General features: G+C 61.3%; 20 protein-coding genes. 8 read left to right on the forward strand and 12 right to left on the reverse strand.

The genetic code is table 11. The features are described 5' to 3' along the window. Both bamC and dapA read right to left on the reverse strand, forming a co-directional pair. Positions 1-1,116 carry an outer membrane protein assembly factor BamC gene (gene bamC, locus NTD80_RS13250; RefSeq protein WP_065899399.1) on the reverse strand — a complete coding sequence of 372 codons (1,116 nt, stop codon included), beginning with the start codon at positions 1,114-1,116 and terminating at the stop codon, positions 1-3. Between the two features lie 17 nt (positions 1,117-1,133). Then, positions 1,134-2,012, reverse strand: coding sequence for a 4-hydroxy-tetrahydrodipicolinate synthase (gene dapA, locus NTD80_RS13255; RefSeq protein WP_065899400.1), 879 nt, complete (start codon positions 2,010-2,012; stop codon positions 1,134-1,136). A gap of 273 nt (positions 2,013-2,285) precedes the next feature. On the opposite strand from dapA, the gene NTD80_RS13260 reads away from it, so the two are divergent. Next, positions 2,286-2,846, forward strand: a complete 561-nt coding sequence (locus NTD80_RS13260; protein ID WP_003172487.1) for a glycine cleavage system protein R — start codon at positions 2,286-2,288, stop codon at positions 2,844-2,846. A gap of 12 nt (positions 2,847-2,858) precedes the next feature. After that, positions 2,859-3,332, forward strand: a complete 474-nt coding sequence (locus tag NTD80_RS13265) for a peroxiredoxin (RefSeq protein WP_025855402.1) — start codon at positions 2,859-2,861, stop codon at positions 3,330-3,332. 114 nt (positions 3,333-3,446) lie between these two features. Here the strand turns inward: NTD80_RS13265 and NTD80_RS13270 are convergent, their stop codons facing one another. Together NTD80_RS13270 and NTD80_RS13275 are read right to left on the reverse strand one after the other, a co-directional pair. Then, complete coding sequence (locus tag NTD80_RS13270; protein ID WP_065899401.1) at positions 3,447-4,517, reverse strand: AI-2E family transporter; 1,071 nt, start codon at positions 4,515-4,517, stop codon at positions 3,447-3,449. A gap of 31 nt (positions 4,518-4,548) precedes the next feature. Further along, complete coding sequence (locus NTD80_RS13275; RefSeq protein ID WP_028619344.1) at positions 4,549-4,788, reverse strand: sulfurtransferase TusA family protein; 240 nt, start codon at positions 4,786-4,788, stop codon at positions 4,549-4,551. A gap of 95 nt (positions 4,789-4,883) precedes the next feature. Here NTD80_RS13275 and NTD80_RS13280 point away from each other — a divergent pair, with 95 nt between their 5' ends. After that, positions 4,884-6,317 carry a M48 family metalloprotease gene (locus tag NTD80_RS13280; protein WP_065899402.1) on the forward strand — a complete coding sequence of 478 codons (1,434 nt, stop codon included), beginning with the start codon at positions 4,884-4,886 and terminating at the stop codon, positions 6,315-6,317. Positions 6,318-6,383: 66 nt separating this feature from the next. Here NTD80_RS13280 and NTD80_RS13285 read toward each other — a convergent pair whose 3' ends face one another. From NTD80_RS13285 to rpoE, 4 genes are all read right to left on the reverse strand, one after another. Next, complete coding sequence (locus NTD80_RS13285; protein WP_065899403.1) at positions 6,384-7,820, reverse strand: DegQ family serine endoprotease; 1,437 nt, start codon at positions 7,818-7,820, stop codon at positions 6,384-6,386. Between the two features lie 234 nt (positions 7,821-8,054). Continuing rightward, complete coding sequence (locus NTD80_RS13290) at positions 8,055-9,014, reverse strand: MucB/RseB C-terminal domain-containing protein (protein ID WP_262133969.1); 960 nt, start codon at positions 9,012-9,014, stop codon at positions 8,055-8,057. A gap of 16 nt (positions 9,015-9,030) precedes the next feature. Beyond that, the gene (locus NTD80_RS13295; RefSeq protein ID WP_003172479.1) at positions 9,031-9,618 is read right to left on the reverse strand and encodes a sigma-E factor negative regulatory protein; all 588 of its coding nucleotides are present in this window, start codon (positions 9,616-9,618) and stop codon (positions 9,031-9,033) included. 32 nt (positions 9,619-9,650) lie between these two features. After that, entirely contained in the window at positions 9,651-10,232 is a 582-nt protein-coding gene (rpoE, locus tag NTD80_RS13300) for an RNA polymerase sigma factor RpoE (protein WP_003172477.1), read from the reverse strand. 464 nt (positions 10,233-10,696) lie between these two features. Between rpoE and nadB the strand changes: the two genes are divergently transcribed. Continuing rightward, a complete protein-coding gene (nadB, locus tag NTD80_RS13305) occupies positions 10,697-12,313 on the forward strand; it encodes an L-aspartate oxidase (RefSeq protein WP_065899405.1) in 1,617 nt (538 codons plus the stop codon). Here nadB and NTD80_RS13310 read toward each other — a convergent pair. Together NTD80_RS13310 and NTD80_RS13315 are read right to left on the reverse strand one after the other, a co-directional pair. Continuing rightward, positions 12,282-12,728, reverse strand: coding sequence for a protein YgfX (locus tag NTD80_RS13310; RefSeq protein WP_262133971.1), 447 nt, complete (start codon positions 12,726-12,728; stop codon positions 12,282-12,284). The genes nadB and NTD80_RS13310 overlap by 32 nt on opposite strands. Continuing rightward, positions 12,712-12,966 carry a succinate dehydrogenase assembly factor 2 gene (locus tag NTD80_RS13315; RefSeq protein WP_010563680.1) on the reverse strand — a complete coding sequence of 85 codons (255 nt, stop codon included), beginning with the start codon at positions 12,964-12,966 and terminating at the stop codon, positions 12,712-12,714. Before NTD80_RS13315 ends, NTD80_RS13310 begins: the two co-directional genes overlap by 17 nt. Positions 12,967-13,106: 140 nt before the next feature. Here NTD80_RS13315 and NTD80_RS13320 point away from each other — a divergent pair, with 140 nt between their 5' ends. Both NTD80_RS13320 and NTD80_RS13325 read left to right on the forward strand, forming a co-directional pair. After that, on the forward strand, positions 13,107-14,048 hold the full coding sequence (locus tag NTD80_RS13320) for a YgfZ/GcvT domain-containing protein (RefSeq protein WP_262133972.1): 942 nt from the start codon (positions 13,107-13,109) through the stop codon (positions 14,046-14,048). Between the two features lie 36 nt (positions 14,049-14,084). Continuing rightward, positions 14,085-14,906, forward strand: a complete 822-nt coding sequence (locus NTD80_RS13325) for an HDOD domain-containing protein (RefSeq protein ID WP_065899408.1) — start codon at positions 14,085-14,087, stop codon at positions 14,904-14,906. Here NTD80_RS13325 and NTD80_RS13330 read toward each other — a convergent pair whose 3' ends face one another. After that, complete coding sequence (locus NTD80_RS13330; RefSeq protein WP_065899409.1) at positions 14,907-16,292, reverse strand: sensor histidine kinase; 1,386 nt, start codon at positions 16,290-16,292, stop codon at positions 14,907-14,909. After that, entirely contained in the window at positions 16,285-16,956 is a 672-nt protein-coding gene (locus NTD80_RS13335; RefSeq protein ID WP_010212220.1) for a response regulator, read from the reverse strand. Before NTD80_RS13335 ends, NTD80_RS13330 begins: the two co-directional genes overlap by 8 nt. 235 nt (positions 16,957-17,191) lie before the next feature. On the opposite strand from NTD80_RS13335, the gene NTD80_RS13340 reads away from it, so the two are divergent. Further along, positions 17,192-18,484 carry an OprD family porin gene (locus tag NTD80_RS13340; RefSeq protein WP_065899410.1) on the forward strand — a complete coding sequence of 431 codons (1,293 nt, stop codon included), beginning with the start codon at positions 17,192-17,194 and terminating at the stop codon, positions 18,482-18,484. A gap of 33 nt (positions 18,485-18,517) precedes the next feature. Continuing rightward, on the forward strand, positions 18,518-19,501 hold the full coding sequence (locus tag NTD80_RS13345; RefSeq protein WP_065899411.1) for a Bug family tripartite tricarboxylate transporter substrate binding protein: 984 nt from the start codon (positions 18,518-18,520) through the stop codon (positions 19,499-19,501). Positions 19,502-19,552 lie beyond the last annotated feature (51 nt).

The raw sequence follows: 19,552 nt of genomic DNA on the forward strand, positions 1-19,552 counted from the left end.
TCAGCCCAGGTTGTCCTGAATCACGCCCAACACTTTGCGCGCTGTTTCAGCTGGCGCAACGGTATTGATGTTCTTCTCGACGGTGACTTGTACGCTTTCGCCAACCTTGCTCAAACGAACCTGGTAGCGCTCGGCGCGGGTCTCGATCTCTTCCTTGGTCGGCTTGCTGCCGAACAATTTGCCGAAGAAACCTGGCTCTTCATCTTTGCGCTCGGCTTTTTCCGCCACGTTGATGTAGTAGAGGCCCAGGCTGCGGTTGATGTCTTCAACACGCCATGGACCCTGCTCCAAGGCACGGCCAACGCTGGCCCAGGCACGGTCCAGGTCTTCACCCAGGTTCAGCACCACGTTGCCGCTGCCATCTTCGGTGAGGCTGACGCGGCTCGGGGTGTCGTAATCACGTGCGGCGAGCAGGGAGACGGAACCGCCCTTCTCGGAAATGCGGCTCATGCTGGCCAGCATCTCGTCGACCAGTGCCGAGTCGACACCGGTGTTGACCGAACGGTTGGTGAAATCGACGTTGGCGGTGCTGCCGGCAGGACGCTCGGCGCTGACGACGTAGACTTCACTGGTATTGCGCTGCACGCCAGGCTCGATGCGCACACGCACTCGGGCTTCGCTGTCGGCGGCTACACCACCGGCCTGCAGGCGCTTGGCCATGCTGGCGGAGAGTTCGCTGCTGTGCTGCCATGCCGTGGTGAATTCACCGGTCTGGGGACGCTGCTCTTCAATACGGAAGCCGTTGTCCTGGAAGAACTGCACCGCCACCGGCCAGACTTCGGCTGGTGGACGCTGGGCCATGATCCAGCGCGAATCGCCGCTCTTCTGCAGGCTGTAGTCGCTGGCATCCGCCACGGCCGAGATCGGCTGCGGACGTGGCACCACGTACTCACCCTTGGTGGTGTCGTCGGCCACGTTGCGTGGAATCGGCAGCAACGGGTCAAGGCGCTTGGCGACATTGACGTCCGGCGGCAGTTGCATCGGTTTGGTTGCTTGTGCTTCCAGGTAATCGCTGCCGCGGTCACGGAAGTAGCCTTCCGGGCCCCAGATCCAACCGCAGCCACTGGTGCTGGAGATAATCAAGGCAAGTGCGGAAAGTCCGGCCAATCGCTTCATGCGTAGTGCTTCCTCAATTAAACCAGGACGCCGGACTGGCGCAGGGCCTGTCGCAGCGGTTCGTGACAGGCGTCGCTGAGGCGGGTGAGCGGCAGACGGATACCGTCCGGCATCAGGCCCATCTCGAACAGTGCCCATTTCACGGGAATAGGGTTGGATTCGATAAACAGTGTCTTGTTGAGCGGCATCAGCTTCTCGTGGATCGCGCGGGCGGTCACGGCGTCGCCGGCGATGGCGGCGGCGCACATTTCGCTCATGGCACGCGGGGCCACGTTGGCGGTGACCGAGATGTTGCCCTTGCCGCCCAGCAGGATCAGCTCGACAGCAGTGGCGTCGTCACCGGAATACACCAGGAAGTCGCTGCTTACGCCGGCGAGGATGTCCTTGGCGCGCTGCAGGTCGCCGGTGGCTTCCTTGATACCGATGATGTTCGGCACGGTGGACAGACGGATCACAGTCTCGGCCTTCATGTCGCAGGCAGTGCGGCCGGGTACGTTGTAGAGGATCTGCGGGATGTCCACGGCTTCGGCGATGGTGCGAAAGTGCTGGTACAGGCCTTCCTGGGTCGGCTTGTTGTAGTACGGGGTCACCAGCAGGCAGGCATCGGCGCCGGCCTTCTTGGCGTTCCTGGTCAACTCGATCGCTTCACGCGTCGAGTTGGCGCCCGTACCGGCGATCACGGCAATGCGGCCCGCGACGCGCTTGACCACGAATTCGATCACCTGGATGTGTTCTTCCACATCGAGGGTGGCCGATTCACCTGTGGTGCCGACCGCCACGATGGCGTTGGTGCCTTCTTGCAGGTGGAAGTCCACCAGTTTGCCCAGGCTGTCCCAGTCGAGATGACCTTGTGCATCCATGGGTGTGACCAGTGCCACCATACTGCCCGCAATCATGCAACCGCTCCTGCCGGAAAAAGAGAGCCGTAATGGTACTGGCGCCAAGATGCTTGTACAAGCTAAGTACCGCCTGACGATGCGTTCCGGAGCAACTAAACGACGGGCAATGCCATCATTGGGCCAAAGTACGGCCGCAAGCCCGATAAAATTCCGCCGTTCACGCAATGAAAACGCCACCTCCTATCCCTTGGCGACGCTTTTCGCTACCCTTCATCCTTTGATCGATACGGCCCTCACAGTATCGACCGCTCATCGTTTTAGGAAGGCTGCATGTCCACCCCCACAGTTCGCGAACAATTCCTTGTTATCAGTGCCCTCGGCGCCAACCCCATGGAGCTGACCAACGTCCTGTGCCGCGCCAGCCATGAAAACCGCTGCGCCGTTGTGACTTCCCGCTTGACCCGCCACGGCGAGTGCAGTGCGCTGGTGCTGCAGATTTCCGGCACCTGGGATGCCCTCGCGCGCCTGGAAACCGGCCTGCCGGGCCTGGCCAAGAAGCACGACTTCACCGTCAACGTGGTGCGCAGCGCGGCCCTGGAGAACCGTCCCCAGGCCCTGCCTTATGTAGCGTACGTGAGCTCGGCCTACCGCTCGGACATCGTCAATGAGCTGTGCCAGTTCTTTATCGACCACAACGTCGAGCTGGAGAACCTCACCTGCGACACCTACCAGGCGCCACAAACCGGCGGCACCATGCTCAACGCCACGTTCACCGTGACCTTGCCGGCCGGCGTGCAGATCAGCTGGTTGCGCGACCAGTTCCTGGACTTTGCCGATGCCTTGAACCTCGACGCACTGATCGAGCCGTGGCGCCCACAGAACCCAATGTAAGGAAGTTTTTTCATGGCGGTAGTCATCGACAAACCCGTAGCCGATTTCGAAGCCCAGGCCACCAGCGGCCAGACCTTCAGCCTCGCCGCTCTCAAGGGCAAGCAGGTGGTGATCTACTTCTACCCGAAGGACAGCACCCCGGGCTGCACCACCGAAGGCCAGGGTTTCCGTGACCAGTACGCGGCATTCAAGGCCGCCAACACCGAGGTGTTTGGCGTGTCACGCGACAGCGTGAAGTCTCACGAGAACTTCAAGGGCAAGCAGGAATTCCCCTTTGAGCTGATCAGCGACAAGGACGAAGCGGTTTGCCAACTGTTTGATGTGATCAAGCTGAAGAAGCTGTACGGCAAGGAATACCTGGGCGTGGATCGCAGCACTTTCCTGATCGATAGCGAAGGTGTGCTGCGCCAGGAATGGCGTGGCGTGAAAGTGCCGGGTCATGTGGATGCGGTATTGGCGGCGGCGCAGGCTTTGAACAAGGCTTGATTGCTGCTGCGACCTTTGGATTGTCAGCGCCGGCAAGCCGGCTCCTACAGTTGTAGCGCATTTCCCTGTAGGAGCCGGCTTGCCGGCGATGGCGCCTTCAATCCCCCGCCACGTTTAAAGCAGCGGCGCCACCACTGGCTCCTGCCGCGGCCACGCATCCAGCACCGCCTTGAACAGCGTCGCCAGGGGAATGGCAAAGAACACGCCCCAGAACCCCCACAGCCCGCCGAACAACAGCACTGCGCAAATGATCGCCACCGGGTGCAGGTTGACCGCCTCCGAGAACAGCAACGGCACCAGCACGTTGCCATCCAGGGTCTGGATAATGCCGTACACCGCCATCAGGTAGATGAACTGGTCGCTCCAGCCCCACTGGAACAAGGCGATCAACATCACCGGCACCGTCACCACCACCGCACCGACGTACGGCACGACCACCGACACCCCTACCAGCAACGCCAGCAATGCCGCGTAGTTCAGGTCCAGGGCGATAAAGGCGATGTAGGTCACGCCGCCACAGATAATGATCTCGATGACCTTGCCACGGATGTAATTGGCGATCTGGCGGTTCATCTCTTCGGCCACCCGCGTGATCAGCGCCCGCTCGCGCGGCAGGTAGCCGCTCACCCAACGACCGATCATCGCGCGGTCCTTGAGGAAGAAAAACACCAGGATCGGCACCAGTACCAGGTAGATCATGATGTTGACCAGCAACGGCAGGCTGGACAGGGAAAAGGTCAGTGCCCATTGCCCGAATTTTCCGATCTCGCCGCGCGCCGCTTCGATGGCCTGCAACACCTGCTCATCCGAGACCAGGTGCGGGTAACGCTCCGGCAGCAGCAGCAACAGTGATTGCCACTTGGCGAGCATGCCCGGCAGTTCGTTGAACAGGGTAATCAGTTGGTGCCACAGCAACGGCAACACCACCACGATAAACACCACGAGCAAGCCCATGAACAAGGCGAACACCAGGCCCACGGCAGCGCCGCCCGGCAGTCGCAGGCGCTCCAGAGTGGTGACCAGGCCCTGCATCAGGTAAGCCAGCACCATCCCCGCCAGAACCGGCGCCAGCATGCCGCCCAAGGTCAGCACGGCCGTAAAGGCCAGGAAAAGCAGGACCGCCAGCACCACCGCTTCTTCGTCGGAGAAGTAGCGCTGGATCCAGTCTCGTAACACTTTGAACATCAATCAACCTCGGGTGGTGGGGGCGAACGGTTCAGGCCTTGCGCAACCAGTAACGGTACACACCGGCGGCGTCGTCTTCATGTAACAGGGTGTGGCCCGCCAACTTGGCAAAGGTACGGAAATCACGCTGGGAGCCCGCGTCGGTGGCAATGACCTTGAGCACTGCGCCGCTGGCCAATCGATTGAGCTCCAGCTTGGCCTTGAGCAAGGGCAACGGGCAATTGAGGCCACTGGCATCGAGTTCGGCATCAAAGGCTACAGCGTCGGTCATGGTTTTACTCCAGGCACGCATTCGGGCTGCTTAGAATATCTGGTCCGAAGCTCAGTGTCCGGCTACAGTAAGCTCTTTGTCGAAAGGCTCTGTGCATGACTTTTTTGCGCCCTACCCTGCTGACGCTGGCTTGCCTGCTGGCCTCCCCGGGCTTCGCCGATGACCTGCCGTCACTTGGCGACGCCAGTTCTGCCATTGTCTCGCCACAACAGGAATACCAACTGGGGCGCGCCTGGTTGGCCTACCTGCGCGGCCAGGTCTCGCAGCTCAATGATCCGCAACTCAAGGATTATGTCGAAACCAGCGTGTACAAGCTGGTAGAGACCAGCCAAGTGAATGACCGGCGCCTGGAGTTCATCCTGATCAACAGCCCGCAATTGAACGCCTTTGCCGCACCCGGCGGGATTGTCGGGGTCAACGGCGGCCTGTTTCTCAATGCCCAGACCGAGGGCGAATACGCCTCGGTGCTCGCACACGAATTGGCGCATTTGTCCCAACGCCACTTTGCCCGTGGCGTCGAGGCGCAACAGCGCATGCAGATCCCGATGATGGCGGCCCTGCTGGGCGGCATCATCGCCGCCGCAGCCGGCGCAGGTGATGCGGGGATTGCCGCAATTGCCGGTACCCAGGCCGCTGCGATCCAGGAACAACGGCGCTTCTCGCGCCAGAACGAACAAGAGGCAGACCGCATCGGCATCCTCAACCTGGAAAAAGCCGGTTACGACCCGCGTTCCATGCCGACCATGTTCGAACGCCTGATGCGCCAGTACCGTTTCGATGCCAAGCCGCCTGAATTCCTGCTGACGCACCCGGTCACCGAATCGCGGATCGCCGACACCCGCAACCGCGCCGAGCAAGCCAAGCCCGGCGGCAAGGAAGACAGCCTGCGTTATCAACTGATTCGCGCCCGCGTGCAGCTGCAATACGAAGATACGTCCGGGCTCGCTGCCAAGCGCTTCCAGGCACAGCTGGATGAGAACCCTAAAAACGACGTGGCACGCTATGGCTTGGCCATTGCCCAGATCAAGGGCTCGCAGTTCAAGGAGGCGCGGGAAAACCTCGCGCAGCTGCTGGCCAAGGCGCCCACTGACATCACCTACAACCTGGCCCAGATCCAGTTGGACATCGACAACAACCACCTGCCGGATGCGCAGCAGCGCACCGATAAGATGTTGACCCAGTATCCGGGCAACTATCCGTTGAATCAGGTGAGAGTGGATCTGCTGCTCAAGCAGAACCGCACCGCCGATGCAGAAAAAGCCCTCGATGCATTGCTCAAGTCTCGTCCGGACGATCCGGATGTCTGGTATCAGGTTGCCGAGACGCGCGGCCTGTCCGGCAATATCATCGGCCTGCACCAGGCGCGTGCCGAATATTTTGCCCTGGTGGGCGACTTCCAGCAGGCCATTCAGCAGTTGGACTTTGCCAAGCGACGCGCCGGCAACAATTTCCCGCTGTCGTCACGCATCGATGCGCGCCAGCGTGAGCTGATCGAACAGGAACGCCTGGTCAAGGGAATGATGAGCTAAGCCCATCGCACACAAAAAAGCCCCGCCTTCGTCATCCGAAGGCGGGGCTTTTTATTGAGCTGGCGGTTACTCGGCCAGCTTGAAGGTAATGAAGCTGGCACGGCCCTGACGCAGCACGCGCATCGACACAGAGCGATTCTTCGGCAATGCCTTGGCGATGTCGGTGAACTGCTTGGTAGAGTCAATCGCCTGATTGTTCAGGTGAGTGATCACGTCGCCTGGCTGCAGGCCGATCAAGGCTGCCGGACCGTCCTGCACTTCCTTGATGACTACGCCGCTCTTGAGGTCGAAGGATTTCTTCTGCTCATCGGTCAGCTCAGCCACGGCAATACCCAGGCGGTTGCTGCTGCGCTCGGCACCCGGCTTGGTGTTGCCCAGGGCATCCAGGGTCGCACCTTCTTCAGGGATGGCGCCAACGGTCAGCTCAACGGTCTGGCGCTTGCCTTCACGAATCACTTCCAGCTTGGCCTTGCTGCCGGCCTTGAGTGCACCTACCAGGTGTGGAAGGTCAGCCGACATGATGATCGGCTGGCCGTTCATGCTCAGGATCACATCGCCAACCTGCAAGCCACCCTTGGCAGCCGGGCCGTCGTCCTGGATCTGTGCGACCAGGGCACCGGCCGGCTTGTCGAGGCCGAAGGATTCAGCCAGGTCCTTGTTCACTTCCTGGATCACTACGCCCAACCAGCCACGGCTGACCTTGCCACCGCTTTTCAGCTGGTTGGAAACATCCATTGCCACGTCGATCGGGATAGCGAAGGACACGCCCATGAAGCCACCGGAACGGGTGTAGATCTGCGAGTTGATCCCCACCACTTCGCCAGCCAGGTTGAACAGCGGCCCACCGGAGTTACCCGGGTTGATCGGCACGTCGGTCTGGATGAACGGCACGTAGTTTTCGTTGGGCAGGCTGCGACCAATGGCGCTGACGATACCTTGGGTCACGGTGTGGTCAAAACCGAACGGCGAACCGATGGCGACCACCCACTGACCGGCTTTCAGGTCCTGGGATTTACCCAGCTTCAGCACAGGCAAGTCCTTGCCATCAATCTTCAACAACGCTACATCGGAACGTGGGTCAGTCCCCACCAGCTTGGCTTTGAGCTCACTGCGATCGGCCAGGCGCACAAGAATCTCGTCGGCGTCGGCAATCACGTGGTTGTTGGTGAGGATGTAGCCGTCCGGCGAGATGATGAAGCCCGACCCCAGGGATTGTGCTTCACGTTGGCCACCGCCGCCACGGGGCGTGCGTGGCTGCGGCATGCCGCGCTCGAAGAACTCGCGCAGCATCGGCGGCAGGCCTTCGAGGTCCGGCATCTGCTGGTTGGAGACTTTGCGATCCGGCAGCTTCTGCGTGGTACTGATGTTCACCACGGCAGGCGAGGCTTGCTCAACCAATTGGGTAAAGTCAGGCAACTCGGCCGCTTGCGCAGGCAAGGCCTGACCCAGCACCAACACCGTGGCGACTATGGATAGGTAAGACTTCAAACGTGGTATCGACATACAGCTCCCGTTACGACGAGCAGGGTTGAGCGACAGGGTTCAAGAAACGCCGAAAACTGCGACCGACATCTTTGTTCCGCGAACAAAACAAGGCCAGAGCCGACAAGCCCTGACCTATAAAAAACATGAGAGATTTTTGCAAGTGAAAATGCTGATCCGGACATTTCATGCTCTCGGCAGCCAACCTGGCGTGGATACACAGTGAAAGGTCAGGATGAACATAGGATTAACGGCTCACGGCTGGGTGCCTGGCTTTTTTTCACCGCGCACTGACAGCGCGATACGTTCGGCCGTACCGATAGGAATCTCGCCGACAACCGTCACCATCATTTCGCCGTCTACCGTATTCAGGCGACGGGACACGGCCACCGTCGGGCCCAACTGGGTGCGGGTTTCCGTGACGCTTACATCGCTGATGGGCTCAAGAAACACTGAGAACCGCGCCAGGCCATCTTCATACATCAGGCTTTCGACGGTTGCCTTGGTTTGCGTGTCTTTGCGGACACTGCTGTTGCTCAGCTGAAACCCCGGCGGCAACCACTCCAGGTGCCACGCCTCGACAGACGGGGCTTGCGGTGCCTGAGTCTTGGCGACGCTGACCGGCGTGCAGTCACTGCCGGGCTGCAGGTCGTGATCATCGGGCAGGGAAGTATCCAAGCGCGTGAACTGGAAACGCTCCAGCAATTGGCCCTGATCATTGAGCAGCAAGGACTTGAGCGGCAACGCGGTTTCACGGTCCAGGTGCAGCTCAAAGCCATAACGATACTGATCACGCGGCGTTATCGAAACGATTACCGCATTCCGACCGGCCACGCGCGATTTGCCGATGACGGCCAGTTCATAGAATTGATTGAGTTTTTGCGGATCCAGCGCGCGTGAAGGTGCATCACGCGAATTGCCAAGGCCTGCGACCAGAGTGCCGCTGACACATTGAGTACGGCCGTCCAGCCGCACGACTTCCTGGGCAGAGCCATCGAGCTGCAAGAGCCGCTCACGGACCTGACCATCCTGGACGCGATGCCAGATGTCATGGGTGGAAAAACTGCCGTTTCGTTCGTAGACAAACGTACCTTTAAAGCTTTGCTGCTGCTCTGCACGCCCAAGTCGAGTCAGCCAGTCTTGGGCTTCATCGGCATGGGCGGGGAGTGCAAACCAACCACTGAGCAAAAGCGTAAGGAGCGGTATGGCGCGCATAGGGCTCCTTGACGGTTTAGCGGTTTTCCAGGCTTGCAGCACGTGCGTATGGCAGAGCGCTTTCAGTGCCTTTCAAGGCCGATTCCTGTGCGTGTTGGCGCAGGTAGCCTGGAAGACGCTGGTCCTGCCAGCCGGATTGCCCTTGCAACACACCGTTGGCCATAGGGCCGGTGGTGTCAGAGCTTTCCTTGTAGCCGGCCAATACCGCTGGGCCTTTGACTTGCGGACCGGCCATGACCGGTTGCTGAGTCTGCTGGGCCAGTTCGGCACCGGCGATTTCGTCCTGGTTGTACAGGCGAACACCGGCCAACACGGCAACAGTCACCGAAGCAGCAACTGCCAGGCGACCCAGGCTACGCCAAGGACCACGAGCAGCTTTTGCCGGAACGGCTTCATCAGCCAGCGCGGCAGAAACGGCCGCAGCAATATCCAGACGAGGGATTAGAAGATCCTTGTGCATCACCGCCCGAGCGACTTGGTAACGAGACCAGGTATCACGGGTTTCGGCATCATCAAATGCATTGAGCACTCGACGAAGTTCCAGTTCATCCGCTTCGTTATCCATCACTGCGGACAGCGATTCCTGCAGGGCATCACGACTCATGGCGGTTCCTCTCTTGGCTGTCGCCGCTGTCTTTAGTTTTCCTGCAACAACGGTTGCAAGGCTTTATCGATGGCTTCCCGGGCCCGGAAAATCCGTGACCTTACAGTCCCCACCGGACACTGCATGACGCTCGCAATGTCTTCGTAACTCAGACCATCGAATTCACGTAAAGTTAACGCCGTACGCAAATCTTCTGGCAGCTGCTGAATTGTGCGATGAACGGTTCCTTCGATCTCGTCGCGCAGCAATGCACGCTCCGGCGACTCGAGATCTTTGAGGCCGTGGTCACCATCGTAAAATTCTGCATCTTCTGAACTTACATCACTATCCGGTGGGCGGCGCCCGCGAGACACCAGATAGTTCTTCGCCGTGTTGATGGCGATGCGGTATAGCCACGTGTAAAACGCACTATCACCGCGAAAATTGCCAAGTGCACGGTACGCCTTGATAAAGGCTTCCTGTGCAACGTCCTGCGCTTCATGGGTGTCGTGCACAAACCGCACGATCAACCCGAGAATTTTGTGCTGGTATTTCAGCACTAGCAGATCAAAAGCTCGCTTGTCGCCGCGTTGAACGCGCTCGACCAGCTGCTGATCCTCTTCCTGGGTTAGCATGAACACTCCTCGTTGTACTTGAAGGAGGCTTGCATAACTAAACGATCAGGCTTGCAAACATAGACTCGGACTTTTCGCAAAAGTTCTCCCCCTCCAAGCAAGTTTCCGGCATGCACTGATTTGGCACACACGAAAAACGCAGCACGGGCAATGCCGACTGCGCGAATAATCTTGTCGTCGGTTTTCTGACGCGTCCAATGCTCCCGACGGGCCAATAAACTCAACGTTTTCCCAGCTTTCGGGCAACCTGCTATTGAGTCGGGGCTTATGCAAAAAGTTCCCATCTCAATAACCAGGCGATTTTAACCCGAGCCGCGCACCGTAATCTCACATTGCCACGAATGCCCGGCTATTGTGCCGCTCCCCCCCTCTATATACTAGTGGCCCGTGTGACCCTTTGATTCGCCGATCCGGGCGTCCTGTTTGCGCCAACCCTGTGGATCGCTTTTTGCGGAATCCTTCAAATGAGCCAACAGTTTCAACACGATGTGCTGGTGATCGGTAGCGGCGCGGCCGGCTTGAGCCTTGCGCTGACCCTCCCCCGCCACCTGCGAATTGCCGTACTGAGCAAAGGCGACCTGGCCAACGGTTCGACTTTCTGGGCCCAGGGCGGTGTCGCCGCCGTGCTGGACGACACCGATACGGTGCAGTCCCACGTCGAAGACACCCTCAACGCCGGCGGCGGCCTGTGCAACGAAGACGCAGTGCGCTTCACCGTCGAGCACAGCCGCGAGGCGATCCAGTGGTTGATCGACCAAGGCGTGCCCTTCACCCGTGACGAGCACGCGGGCACTGACGACGGCGGCTTCGAATTCCACTTGACCCGTGAAGGCGGCCACAGCCATCGCCGCATCATCCACGCCGCCGATGCAACCGGCGCGGCCATCTTCAAGACCTTGCTCGAACAGGCACGCCAACGCCCCAACATCGAATTGCTGGAGCAACGCGTCGCCGTCGACCTGATCACCGAAAAGCGCCTGGGCCTGGCGGGCGAACGCTGCCTCGGCGCCTACGTGCTCAACCGCGCCAGCGGCGAAGTCGACACCTATGGTGCGCGCTTCACGATCCTGGCGTCCGGCGGTGCAGCCAAGGTCTACCTCTATACCAGCAACCCCGACGGCGCCTGTGGCGACGGCATCGCCATGGCCTGGCGTTCGGGTTGCCGGGTGGCCAACCTGGAATTCAACCAGTTCCACCCCACCTGCCTGTATCACCCGCAGGCCAAGAGTTTCCTGATCACCGAGGCCCTGCGTGGCGAAGGTGCACACTTGAAACTGCCGAACGGCGAACGTTTCATGCAGCGCTTCGACCCGCGCGCCGAGTTGGCCCCGCGCGATATCGTCGCCCGCGCCATCGACCACGAGATGAAGCGCCTGGGCATCGACTGCGTCTACCTGGACATCAGCCACAAGCCAGAAGCCTTCATCAAGACGCACTTCCCGACCGTCTACGAGCGCTGCCTGGCCTTCAATATCGACATCACCAAAGGCCCGATCCCGGTGGTACCCGCCGCGCACTACACCTGCGGCGGCGTGATGGTCGACCAGCAAGGCCGTACGGACGTGCCCGGCCTGTATGCGATTGGCGAAACCAGCTTCACCGGCCTGCACGGCGCCAACCGCATGGCCAGCAACTCGCTGCTCGAATGCTTCGTCTACGCGCGCTCGGCGGCGGCGGACATTCTCGAACAGCTGCCGCGTATCCCGGTGCCGGCCGCCCTGCCCCGCTGGGATGCCAGCCAGGTCACCGATTCGGACGAAGACGTGATCATTGCCCACAACTGGGACGAGCTGCGGCGCTTCATGTGGGACTACGTAGGGATCGTGCGCACCAACAAACGCCTGGCACGCGCTCAGCACCGGGTGCGGTTGCTGCTGGATGAGATTGATGAGTTCTACAGCAACTATAAGGTCAGCCGTGACCTGATCGAATTGCGCAACCTGGCCCAGGTGGCGGAGCTGATGATCCGCTCGGCCATGGAGCGCAAGGAAAGCCGGGGCCTGCATTACACCCTCGACTACCCGCAGATGCTGCCCGAGGCGCGCGACACTATTCTGGTGCCAACCACCTACGCCGGCTGAACTTCAGGCGAACCCGCAGGTGCCGGTGTATATCGGCGGCCTGCGAATCCCTCGGCACGCAGAGTGAACGCACGCGCCATTGGCCCTTCAGCCGATAGCGCAGCACCACGATCAGCGGCAACGCCAGGCTGTCGGGACGCAATTGCACACTGTGCCAGCCCAGCTCGTCGCTGAATAACTGCCAGCCGTCTTCGTCACGGCGCAGGCCACGAATCGACGAACGGTGAGTCAACAGAATATGGCGCGGTAAAACCCAGGCGGCGTGAGCCAGGCACACCAGCATGCCCAGACTGGCGAACGGTAGATCCACCACCAACAGGGCACCCAGTGCGAACGCCTGGACAAGAAGATACGCCGCCAGCAAGAGCCGCGAGGCCTGCCAGCGGCATTCAAAACGATTACTTGGGTTGTACACGGTCCAGAATCATGCGGACCATGCGCTGCAGCTCCGGGTCTTCCGACTCGGCACGCTCCATGAACCAGCCGAACATGTCCTGGTCTTCGCACTCCAGCAGGCGGACATAGACATTGCGGTCCACCTCATTAAGGGTTGAATAGACCTCTCTGACGAATGGCACCAGCAACACGTCCAGTTCAAGCATGCCGCGACGGCTGTGCCAGTAGAGGCGATTGAGTTCTACATCTTCGACCATGGAGCGCTCCTCAAATAGAGCGCGAGTATACAGGCCGAACGGCACCGGAACAGTCGGCTTTGGTCGCCCCATACGGAAACTATCCATTTGCCGGGCGCCCCTCTATGATGCACCCATGACTTTTTGACCTGCGATGACCCATGGCTGACTCTGCTTTCTTCTGCCCCCTGTCCCACGAAGGCGTTCTCGCCGTCCGTGGTTCCGACGCTGCCAAATTCCTGCAGGGCCAACTGACCTGCAACCTCAATTACCTGAGCGACACGCAGGCCAGCCTCGGCGCGCGCTGTACGCAAAAAGGCCGGATGCAATCGAGTTTTCGCATTGTGTTGCAAGGTGACGGCGTGCTGCTGGCGATGGCCACCGAGTTGCTGGAGCCGCAACTGGCGGACCTGAAGAAATACGCCGTGTTCTCCAAATCCAAGCTCACCGACGAAAGCGCCGCCTGGGTGCGTTTCGGCCTGGCCGAAGCCGATCAGGTCCTCGCCAGCCTGGGTCTGGAACTGCCGGCCGACACCGACAGTGTTGCCCGCACCGACCACTTGATCGCCATTCGCGTGTCGCCCGGCCGCAGTGAACTCTGGGTCCCCGCCGAAAATGCCGATGCCGTGCGCAGCCAATTGGCCACGCAATTGAAACAAGCAGACTTGAATGAATGGCTGCTGGGCCAGGTCCGCGCCGGGATCGGCCAGGTCATGCCCCAGACTCGCGAGCTGTTCATCCCGCAGATGCTCAACCTGCAAGCCGTGGGCGGCGTCAGTTTCAAGAAAGGCTGCTACACCGGCCAGGAAATCGTCGCGCGCATGCAGTACCTGGGCAAACTCAAGCGCCGCCTGTACCGCTTGAGCCTCAATGCGGCGCAAATGCCCGAGCCAGGCACCCCGCTGTTTTCCCCCAGCCACAACAGCGCCATTGGCGAGGTGGTGATTGCGGCAAAAGCGGACCAGGTGATTGAACTTCTGGCCGTGCTGCAAGCCGAAGCAGCCGATAGTGGCGATGTGCATCTTGGCACCCTGGAAGGCCCCGGTTTACAGCTGCTCGACCTGCCTTACCAACTCGACCGTGATCGAGAGATCCAGCGTTAGTCGCCGTACCTTTTTGCAACACCCTAGAGATCATGAATGAACAAGCTGGCGGAAAAAGTCCAACAGGCGTTGGTGACGGCCATCGACAACGATGACCTGGTTCTGCCGACATTGCCGGAAGTCGCCCTGAACATCCGTCAGGCCGCCGAAGACCCGGACATCAGCATCAGCCACTTGAGCAAGGTAATCGGTCGTGACACCGCGCTGTCGGCGCGCCTGATCAAAGTGGTGAACAGCCCGCTGTTGCGCGCGACCCAGGAAGTCACTGACCTGCACACCGCCATCACGCGGCTGGGCACCAACTACAGCAGCAACCTGGCCATCGGCCTGGTGATGGAACAGATCTTCCACGCCCGCTCCGAAGCCGTCGAACAGAAGATGCGCGATGTATGGCGCCGCAGCCTGGAAGTGGCCGGCGTGAGTTACGCCTTGTGCCGCAGCCACAGCCTGCTCAAGCCAGACCAGGCAGCCCTCGGCGGCCTGGTGCACCAGATCGGCGTGCTGCCGATCCTGACCTACGCCGAAGACCACTACGAGCTGCTCTCGGACCCGGTCAGCCTCAACCACGTGATCGACAGCATCCACCCACTGCTTGGCGACAAACTGCTCGGTGGCTGGGATTTCCCGGAAATGCTGGCGAAGTTGCCGGGACAATATTTGAACCTGGAGCGCGACTCCGCCAGCCTCGACTACATCGACCTGGTGCAGATCGCCGTGCTGTATTGCCATCGCGGCACCGATCACCCGTTGGCGAGCGTACCGGTGTCCACCCTGCCGGCGATCAAGAAGCTGCGGGTCGACCCTTACAGTGACAGCTTGCGCGCGGAACTGGATGAAGCGCGCTCGATGTTCTATTGATCAGCCGGCGATAAAACTCACACGCACCTTCAACCCCGCCAGCTCGCCATCATGCAGGCTGATCTGCGCCAGATGCGCGCGGCAGATTTCGCCGACGATTGCCAGCCCCAGGCCTGAACCCATGCCCTGCTGGCTGCGTCGATAGAAGCGCTCGAACACCCGGTCGCGCTCATCCAGCGGGATGCCTGGGCCATCATCCTCCACTTCCAGCACCGCCGGCGCCGTCACCCGCAGGATCACGTTGCCGCCGGGCGGCGTGTGCGCCAGGGCGTTGTCCACCAGGTTACTCAGCAACTCGTTGAGCAGGGTCGGCTCGCCGCGCAGCCACACCGGCTCGTCGGCCTCCAAGGCCAGCGCCACGCCGCGTGCATGCGCCAGCGGCGCCATGGCCATGCCCAGTTCACGGGCGAGCTGGCTGAGGTCGAGCAACTGCGCGCCGCCTTCGGCAATCGCCCGCGCGCCGTTCTCGATACGCGCCAGGGACAGCAATTGGTTGGCCAGGTGGGTCAGGCGGTCCGTGCCCTGGGCCGCGGTTTCCAGGGTGCTGCGCCAGGTGGCCGGGGCGTCGCTGCGCAGGCCCAGCTCCAGCCGTGCCTTGAGCGCCGCCAGCGGGGTACGCAGTTCGTGGGCCGCATCGGCAATGAACTGCGCCTGGCGCTCGAACTGGCCGCGCAGGCGCTCGGTGAAGTGGTTGAGGGACCGCACCAGCGGGCCGAACTCATGTTGCACCTCAACCAACGGCAGCGGCCGCAAATCGTCGGGCTGGCGCTCTTCCACCGCCGTGCGCAGGCGCTCCAGCGGGCGCAGTGCCGCACTGACGGCAAACCACACCAGCAACAAGGCGCCGATGGCGAGCATGCCCAGGCGCAGCAAGGTGTCGGCCATCAGGCTGCGGGCCATGCTCACGCGCGCTTCATCGGTTTCGGCCACGCGGATTTCCGCCATGCCGTTCATGTTCGGTTCGGACACTGCCTTGAGCAGGCTGACCACCCGCACCGGCTGGCCCAGATACACGGCGTCATAGAAGCGCGCCAGTGCCGGGTAATCATCGGTGCGCGGCGTGCCGGGCGGCGGGCCGGGCAGGTTTTCGTAGCCGGAGATCAGTTTTTGGTCGATGTCATTGACCTGGTAATAAATGCGCCCGGCGCTGTCATAGGCGAACGTGTCCAGGGCCACGTAAGGCACATTGGCACTGAGGGTGCCGTCCACCTGGGTCAGGCCCGCGGCGATGGTGCGGGCCGAGGCCAGCAGGGTGCGGTCATAGGCGGTATCGGCGGCCTCGCGGCCATTCCAGTAAGCGCTCATGCCGCTGGCCAGCATCAGCAGCACCAGCAACAGCGCCAGGTTCCACAGCAGCCGCCAGCGCAGGCTGCTGGGCTTATGCATCGCGCGCTTCCAGCAGGTAGCCGAGACCGCGAAAGGTCACAATGGCGATGGGCTGGCCGTCGAGTTTCTTGCGCAGGCGGTGCACGTAGATTTCGATGGCATCCGGGCTCGCCTCTTCGTCCAGGCCGAACACCTGCGAGGCGAGCTGCTCCTTGCTCATCACGCGGCCTGGACGCGCGATCAATGCTTCAAGCACCGCTTGCTCACGGGAGGTCAGGGTCATCAGCTCGCCGCCGACCGTGAAGCGGCGCGTGTCGAGGTCATAGACCAGCACTCCACAGGCCTGCTGGCGCTCGCCGCCCAGCACGCTGCGCCGCAGCAGCGCCTTGACCCGCGCCTCCAGCTCCGTCAGTTCGAACGGCTTGGCCAGGTAGTCGTCGGCGCCGAGGTTCAGGCCATGCACGCGGTCTTTCACATCGCTGCGCGCGGTCAGCATCAACACCGGCAGGTTTTTTCCACGGGCGCGCAACCGCGCCAGCACTTCGAATCCGTCCATGCGCGGCAGGCCCACGTCGAGGATCGCCGCCGCGTATTCCTCGCTGCTCAAGGCCAGGTCCGCGGCCACGCCATCGTGCAACACATCGACAGTCAAACCCGTGCTCTTGAGCGCCTGGGCGACGCTTTCAGCGAGCTGCAGATGGTCTTCAACCAGGAGGACACGCATGGACTTCTACCTCGTTCGGGCATGGCCGACGCCACGCTTTGCGGGGCAGTTTACAGGCGCCGCCTGGCCTGTGAAGCCCGAAAACATTGAAAGACAACTGAAAGGTTAGTGAAAGCTTCGCCCTTTAGCATCCAGCCACGGTGGGTCATGCCCATCGAGCTACCTGATCCGTAGCGCCCGAAAAACGCCTCGAAGCGTTTTCGCCAAAATAAGAACAATAACGGAGTACCCAACGATGCTGTCGACACAGCCCCAGGCTTGCCCGCCTGTTCGTTCTTCTCGCCTGACCCACACCGCCCTTGCCAGTGCCGCTGCCCTAGCCGGCTTTGCGCCGCTCAGCCAGGCTGCCTTCTTCGAAGACAGCAGCGCGACCCTGGAAACCCGCAACATGTACTTCAACCGCGACTTTCGCGACGGCACAAGTGCGCAGCAATCCAAGCGCGACGAATGGGCCCAGGGGTTCATGCTCAACCTGCAATCGGGCTACACCGACGGCACCGTCGGCTTTGGCGTGGATGCGTTGGGCATGCTCGGGGTCAAGCTCGACTCCAGCCCCGACCGCACCGGCACCGGCCTGCTGCCGACCCATGACGATGGCCGCGCCGCCAACGAGTACTCCAAGCTGGGCCTGACCGGCAAAGTGAAAATCTCTGCCACCGAGTTGAAGATCGGGGCGCTGATCCCCGAACTGCCGATCCTCAAGCCCAACGACGGGCGCATCCTGCCGCAGACCTTCAACGGCGGCCTGCTGACCTCCAAGGAATTCAAGAACCTGGTGTTCACCGCAGGCCGGCTCGACAAGGCCAAGGACCGCGACGACACCAACTACGAGGACATCGCCCTCAACAACAAGAACAGCCGCTTCCTCAGCGGCGCCACCGGCAAGCACTTCAACTTTGGCGGTGCCGACTACAAGTTCGCCGACAAGATCACCGGCAGCTATCACTTCGCCCAACTCGATGATGTCTACCGCCAGCACTTCCTCGGCCTGGTCGCTGCGCGCCCGATGGGGCCCGGGACCTTCGCCACCGACCTGCGCCTGGCGATCAGCGATGACACCGGCAGTGCCCGTGGCGGCAAGATCGACAACCAATCCCTCAACGGCCTGTTCAGCTATGCGCTCAATGGTCATAAGCTCAGCGCCGGTTATCAGCACATGTCCGGTGACAGTGCTTTCCCGTATGTGGATGGCAGCGATCCGTACCTGGTCAACTTCGTGCAGATCAACGATTTCGCCGGCGCTGAAGAGCGCTCCTGGCAAGCGCGTTACGACTACGACTTCGCCAAACTGGGGATTCCCGGCCTGAGCTTCATGAGCCGTTACCTCTCGGGTGACAACATCAAGCTCAAGAACGGCGAGACCGGCAAGGAGTGGGAACGCAACAGCGAGATCCGCTACGTGGTGCAAAGCGGCACGTTCAAGGATGTATCGGTGCGCCTGCGCAACGCGACTTATCGTTCCAACTATTCAGCCCGTGACGCGGATGAAATGCGCCTGCTGGTCAGCTATAGCGTCGCGCTTTGGTAGTAACAACTCATAACAACAAAGACGGAGATCATCATGACCCCTTCACTGCGTAAATTGGCCCTCGCCGCCGGCTGCATGCTGTTCGCCGGCCAACTGCTGGCCGCCGACGAGCCCAAGCGCCCGGAATGCATCGCGCCGGCCTCCCCGGGCGGCGGTTTTGACCTGACCTGCAAACTGGCGCAAAGCGCGCTGGTCAATGAAAAGCTGCTGAGCAAGCCGATGCGCGTGACCTACATGCCTGGCGGCGTGGGCGCGGTGGCCTACAACGCGGTGGTCGCGCAGCGCCCGGCGGACGCCGGCACCCTGGTAGCCTGGTCCAGTGGCTCGCTGCTGAACCTGGCCCAGGGCAAGTTCGGTCGCTTCGATGAGAGCGCCGTGCGCTGGCTGGCAGCGGTCGGCACCAGCTACGGGGCCATCGCGGTGAAAGCCGACTCGCCCTACAAGACCCTCGACGATCTGGTCAAAGCCCTGAAGAAAGATCCGGGCAGCGTCGTGATCGGCTCCGGCGGCACCGTCGGCAGCCAGGACTGGATGCAAACCGCGCTGATCGCCAAGGCCGCCGGGATCAACCCGCGTGAGCTGCGTTATGTGGCCCTCGAGGGCGGCGGTGAAATCGCCACCGCGCTGCTCGGTGGGCATATCCAGGTCGGCAGTACCGACATCTCCGACTCCATGCCGCACATTCTCAGCGGTGATATGCGCCTGCTCGCAGTGTTCTCCGAACAGCGCCTGGACGAGCCGGAAATGAAGAATATTCCGACCGCCAAGGAGCAAGGCTACGACATCGTCTGGCCGGTGGTGCGTGGCTTCTACCTCGGGCCGAAAGTCAGCGATGCCGACTACGCCTGGTGGAAAGATGCCTTCGACAAACTGCTGGCCTCCGACGAGTTCGCCAAGCTGCGTGACCAGCGCGAGCTGTTCCCGTTCGCCATGACCGGCCCGGAGCTGGACACCTACGTGAAGAAGCAGGTGGCTGACTACAAAGTGCTGGCCAAAGAGTTCGGCCTGATCCAGTAATCGCCCCTCTGTGGGAGCGGGCTTGCCCGCGGAAAACGTTACGACGACGCG

The organism is Pseudomonas sp. 13B_2.1_Bac1, assembly GCF_025466155.1.
Classification (GTDB): domain Bacteria; phylum Pseudomonadota; class Gammaproteobacteria; order Pseudomonadales; family Pseudomonadaceae; genus Aquipseudomonas; species Aquipseudomonas aylmerensis.

Excerpts from the sequence above, each read along its gene's own strand:
- NTD80_RS13345 (WP_065899411.1), top strand. The coding sequence starts at position 18,518 with ATGACCCCTTCACTGCGTAAATTGGCCCTCGCCGCCGGCTGCATGCTG.
- NTD80_RS13295 (WP_003172479.1), bottom strand. The coding sequence starts at position 9,618 with ATGAGTCGTGATGCCCTGCAGGAATCGCTGTCCGCAGTGATGGATAAC.
- NTD80_RS13290 (WP_262133969.1), bottom strand. The coding sequence starts at position 9,014 with ATGCGCGCCATACCGCTCCTTACGCTTTTGCTCAGTGGTTGGTTTGCA.
- NTD80_RS13270 (WP_065899401.1), bottom strand. The coding sequence starts at position 4,517 with ATGTTCAAAGTGTTACGAGACTGGATCCAGCGCTACTTCTCCGACGAA.
- NTD80_RS13265 (WP_025855402.1), top strand. The coding sequence starts at position 2,859 with ATGGCGGTAGTCATCGACAAACCCGTAGCCGATTTCGAAGCCCAGGCC.
- NTD80_RS13315 (WP_010563680.1), bottom strand. The coding sequence starts at position 12,966 with ATGGTCGAAGATGTAGAACTCAATCGCCTCTACTGGCACAGCCGTCGC.
- NTD80_RS13320 (WP_262133972.1), top strand. The coding sequence starts at position 13,107 with ATGGCTGACTCTGCTTTCTTCTGCCCCCTGTCCCACGAAGGCGTTCTC.
- nadB (WP_065899405.1), top strand. The coding sequence starts at position 10,697 with ATGAGCCAACAGTTTCAACACGATGTGCTGGTGATCGGTAGCGGCGCG.
- NTD80_RS13325 (WP_065899408.1), top strand. The coding sequence starts at position 14,085 with ATGAACAAGCTGGCGGAAAAAGTCCAACAGGCGTTGGTGACGGCCATC.
- NTD80_RS13285 (WP_065899403.1), bottom strand. The coding sequence starts at position 7,820 with ATGTCGATACCACGTTTGAAGTCTTACCTATCCATAGTCGCCACGGTG.
- NTD80_RS13275 (WP_028619344.1), bottom strand. The coding sequence starts at position 4,788 with ATGACCGACGCTGTAGCCTTTGATGCCGAACTCGATGCCAGTGGCCTC.
- NTD80_RS13260 (WP_003172487.1), top strand. The coding sequence starts at position 2,286 with ATGTCCACCCCCACAGTTCGCGAACAATTCCTTGTTATCAGTGCCCTC.
- NTD80_RS13280 (WP_065899402.1), top strand. The coding sequence starts at position 4,884 with ATGACTTTTTTGCGCCCTACCCTGCTGACGCTGGCTTGCCTGCTGGCC.
- NTD80_RS13335 (WP_010212220.1), bottom strand. The coding sequence starts at position 16,956 with ATGCGTGTCCTCCTGGTTGAAGACCATCTGCAGCTCGCTGAAAGCGTC.
- NTD80_RS13340 (WP_065899410.1), top strand. The coding sequence starts at position 17,192 with ATGCTGTCGACACAGCCCCAGGCTTGCCCGCCTGTTCGTTCTTCTCGC.
- bamC (WP_065899399.1), bottom strand. The coding sequence starts at position 1,116 with ATGAAGCGATTGGCCGGACTTTCCGCACTTGCCTTGATTATCTCCAGC.
- rpoE (WP_003172477.1), bottom strand. The coding sequence starts at position 10,232 with ATGCTAACCCAGGAAGAGGATCAGCAGCTGGTCGAGCGCGTTCAACGC.
- NTD80_RS13330 (WP_065899409.1), bottom strand. The coding sequence starts at position 16,292 with ATGCATAAGCCCAGCAGCCTGCGCTGGCGGCTGCTGTGGAACCTGGCG.
- dapA (WP_065899400.1), bottom strand. The coding sequence starts at position 2,012 with ATGATTGCGGGCAGTATGGTGGCACTGGTCACACCCATGGATGCACAA.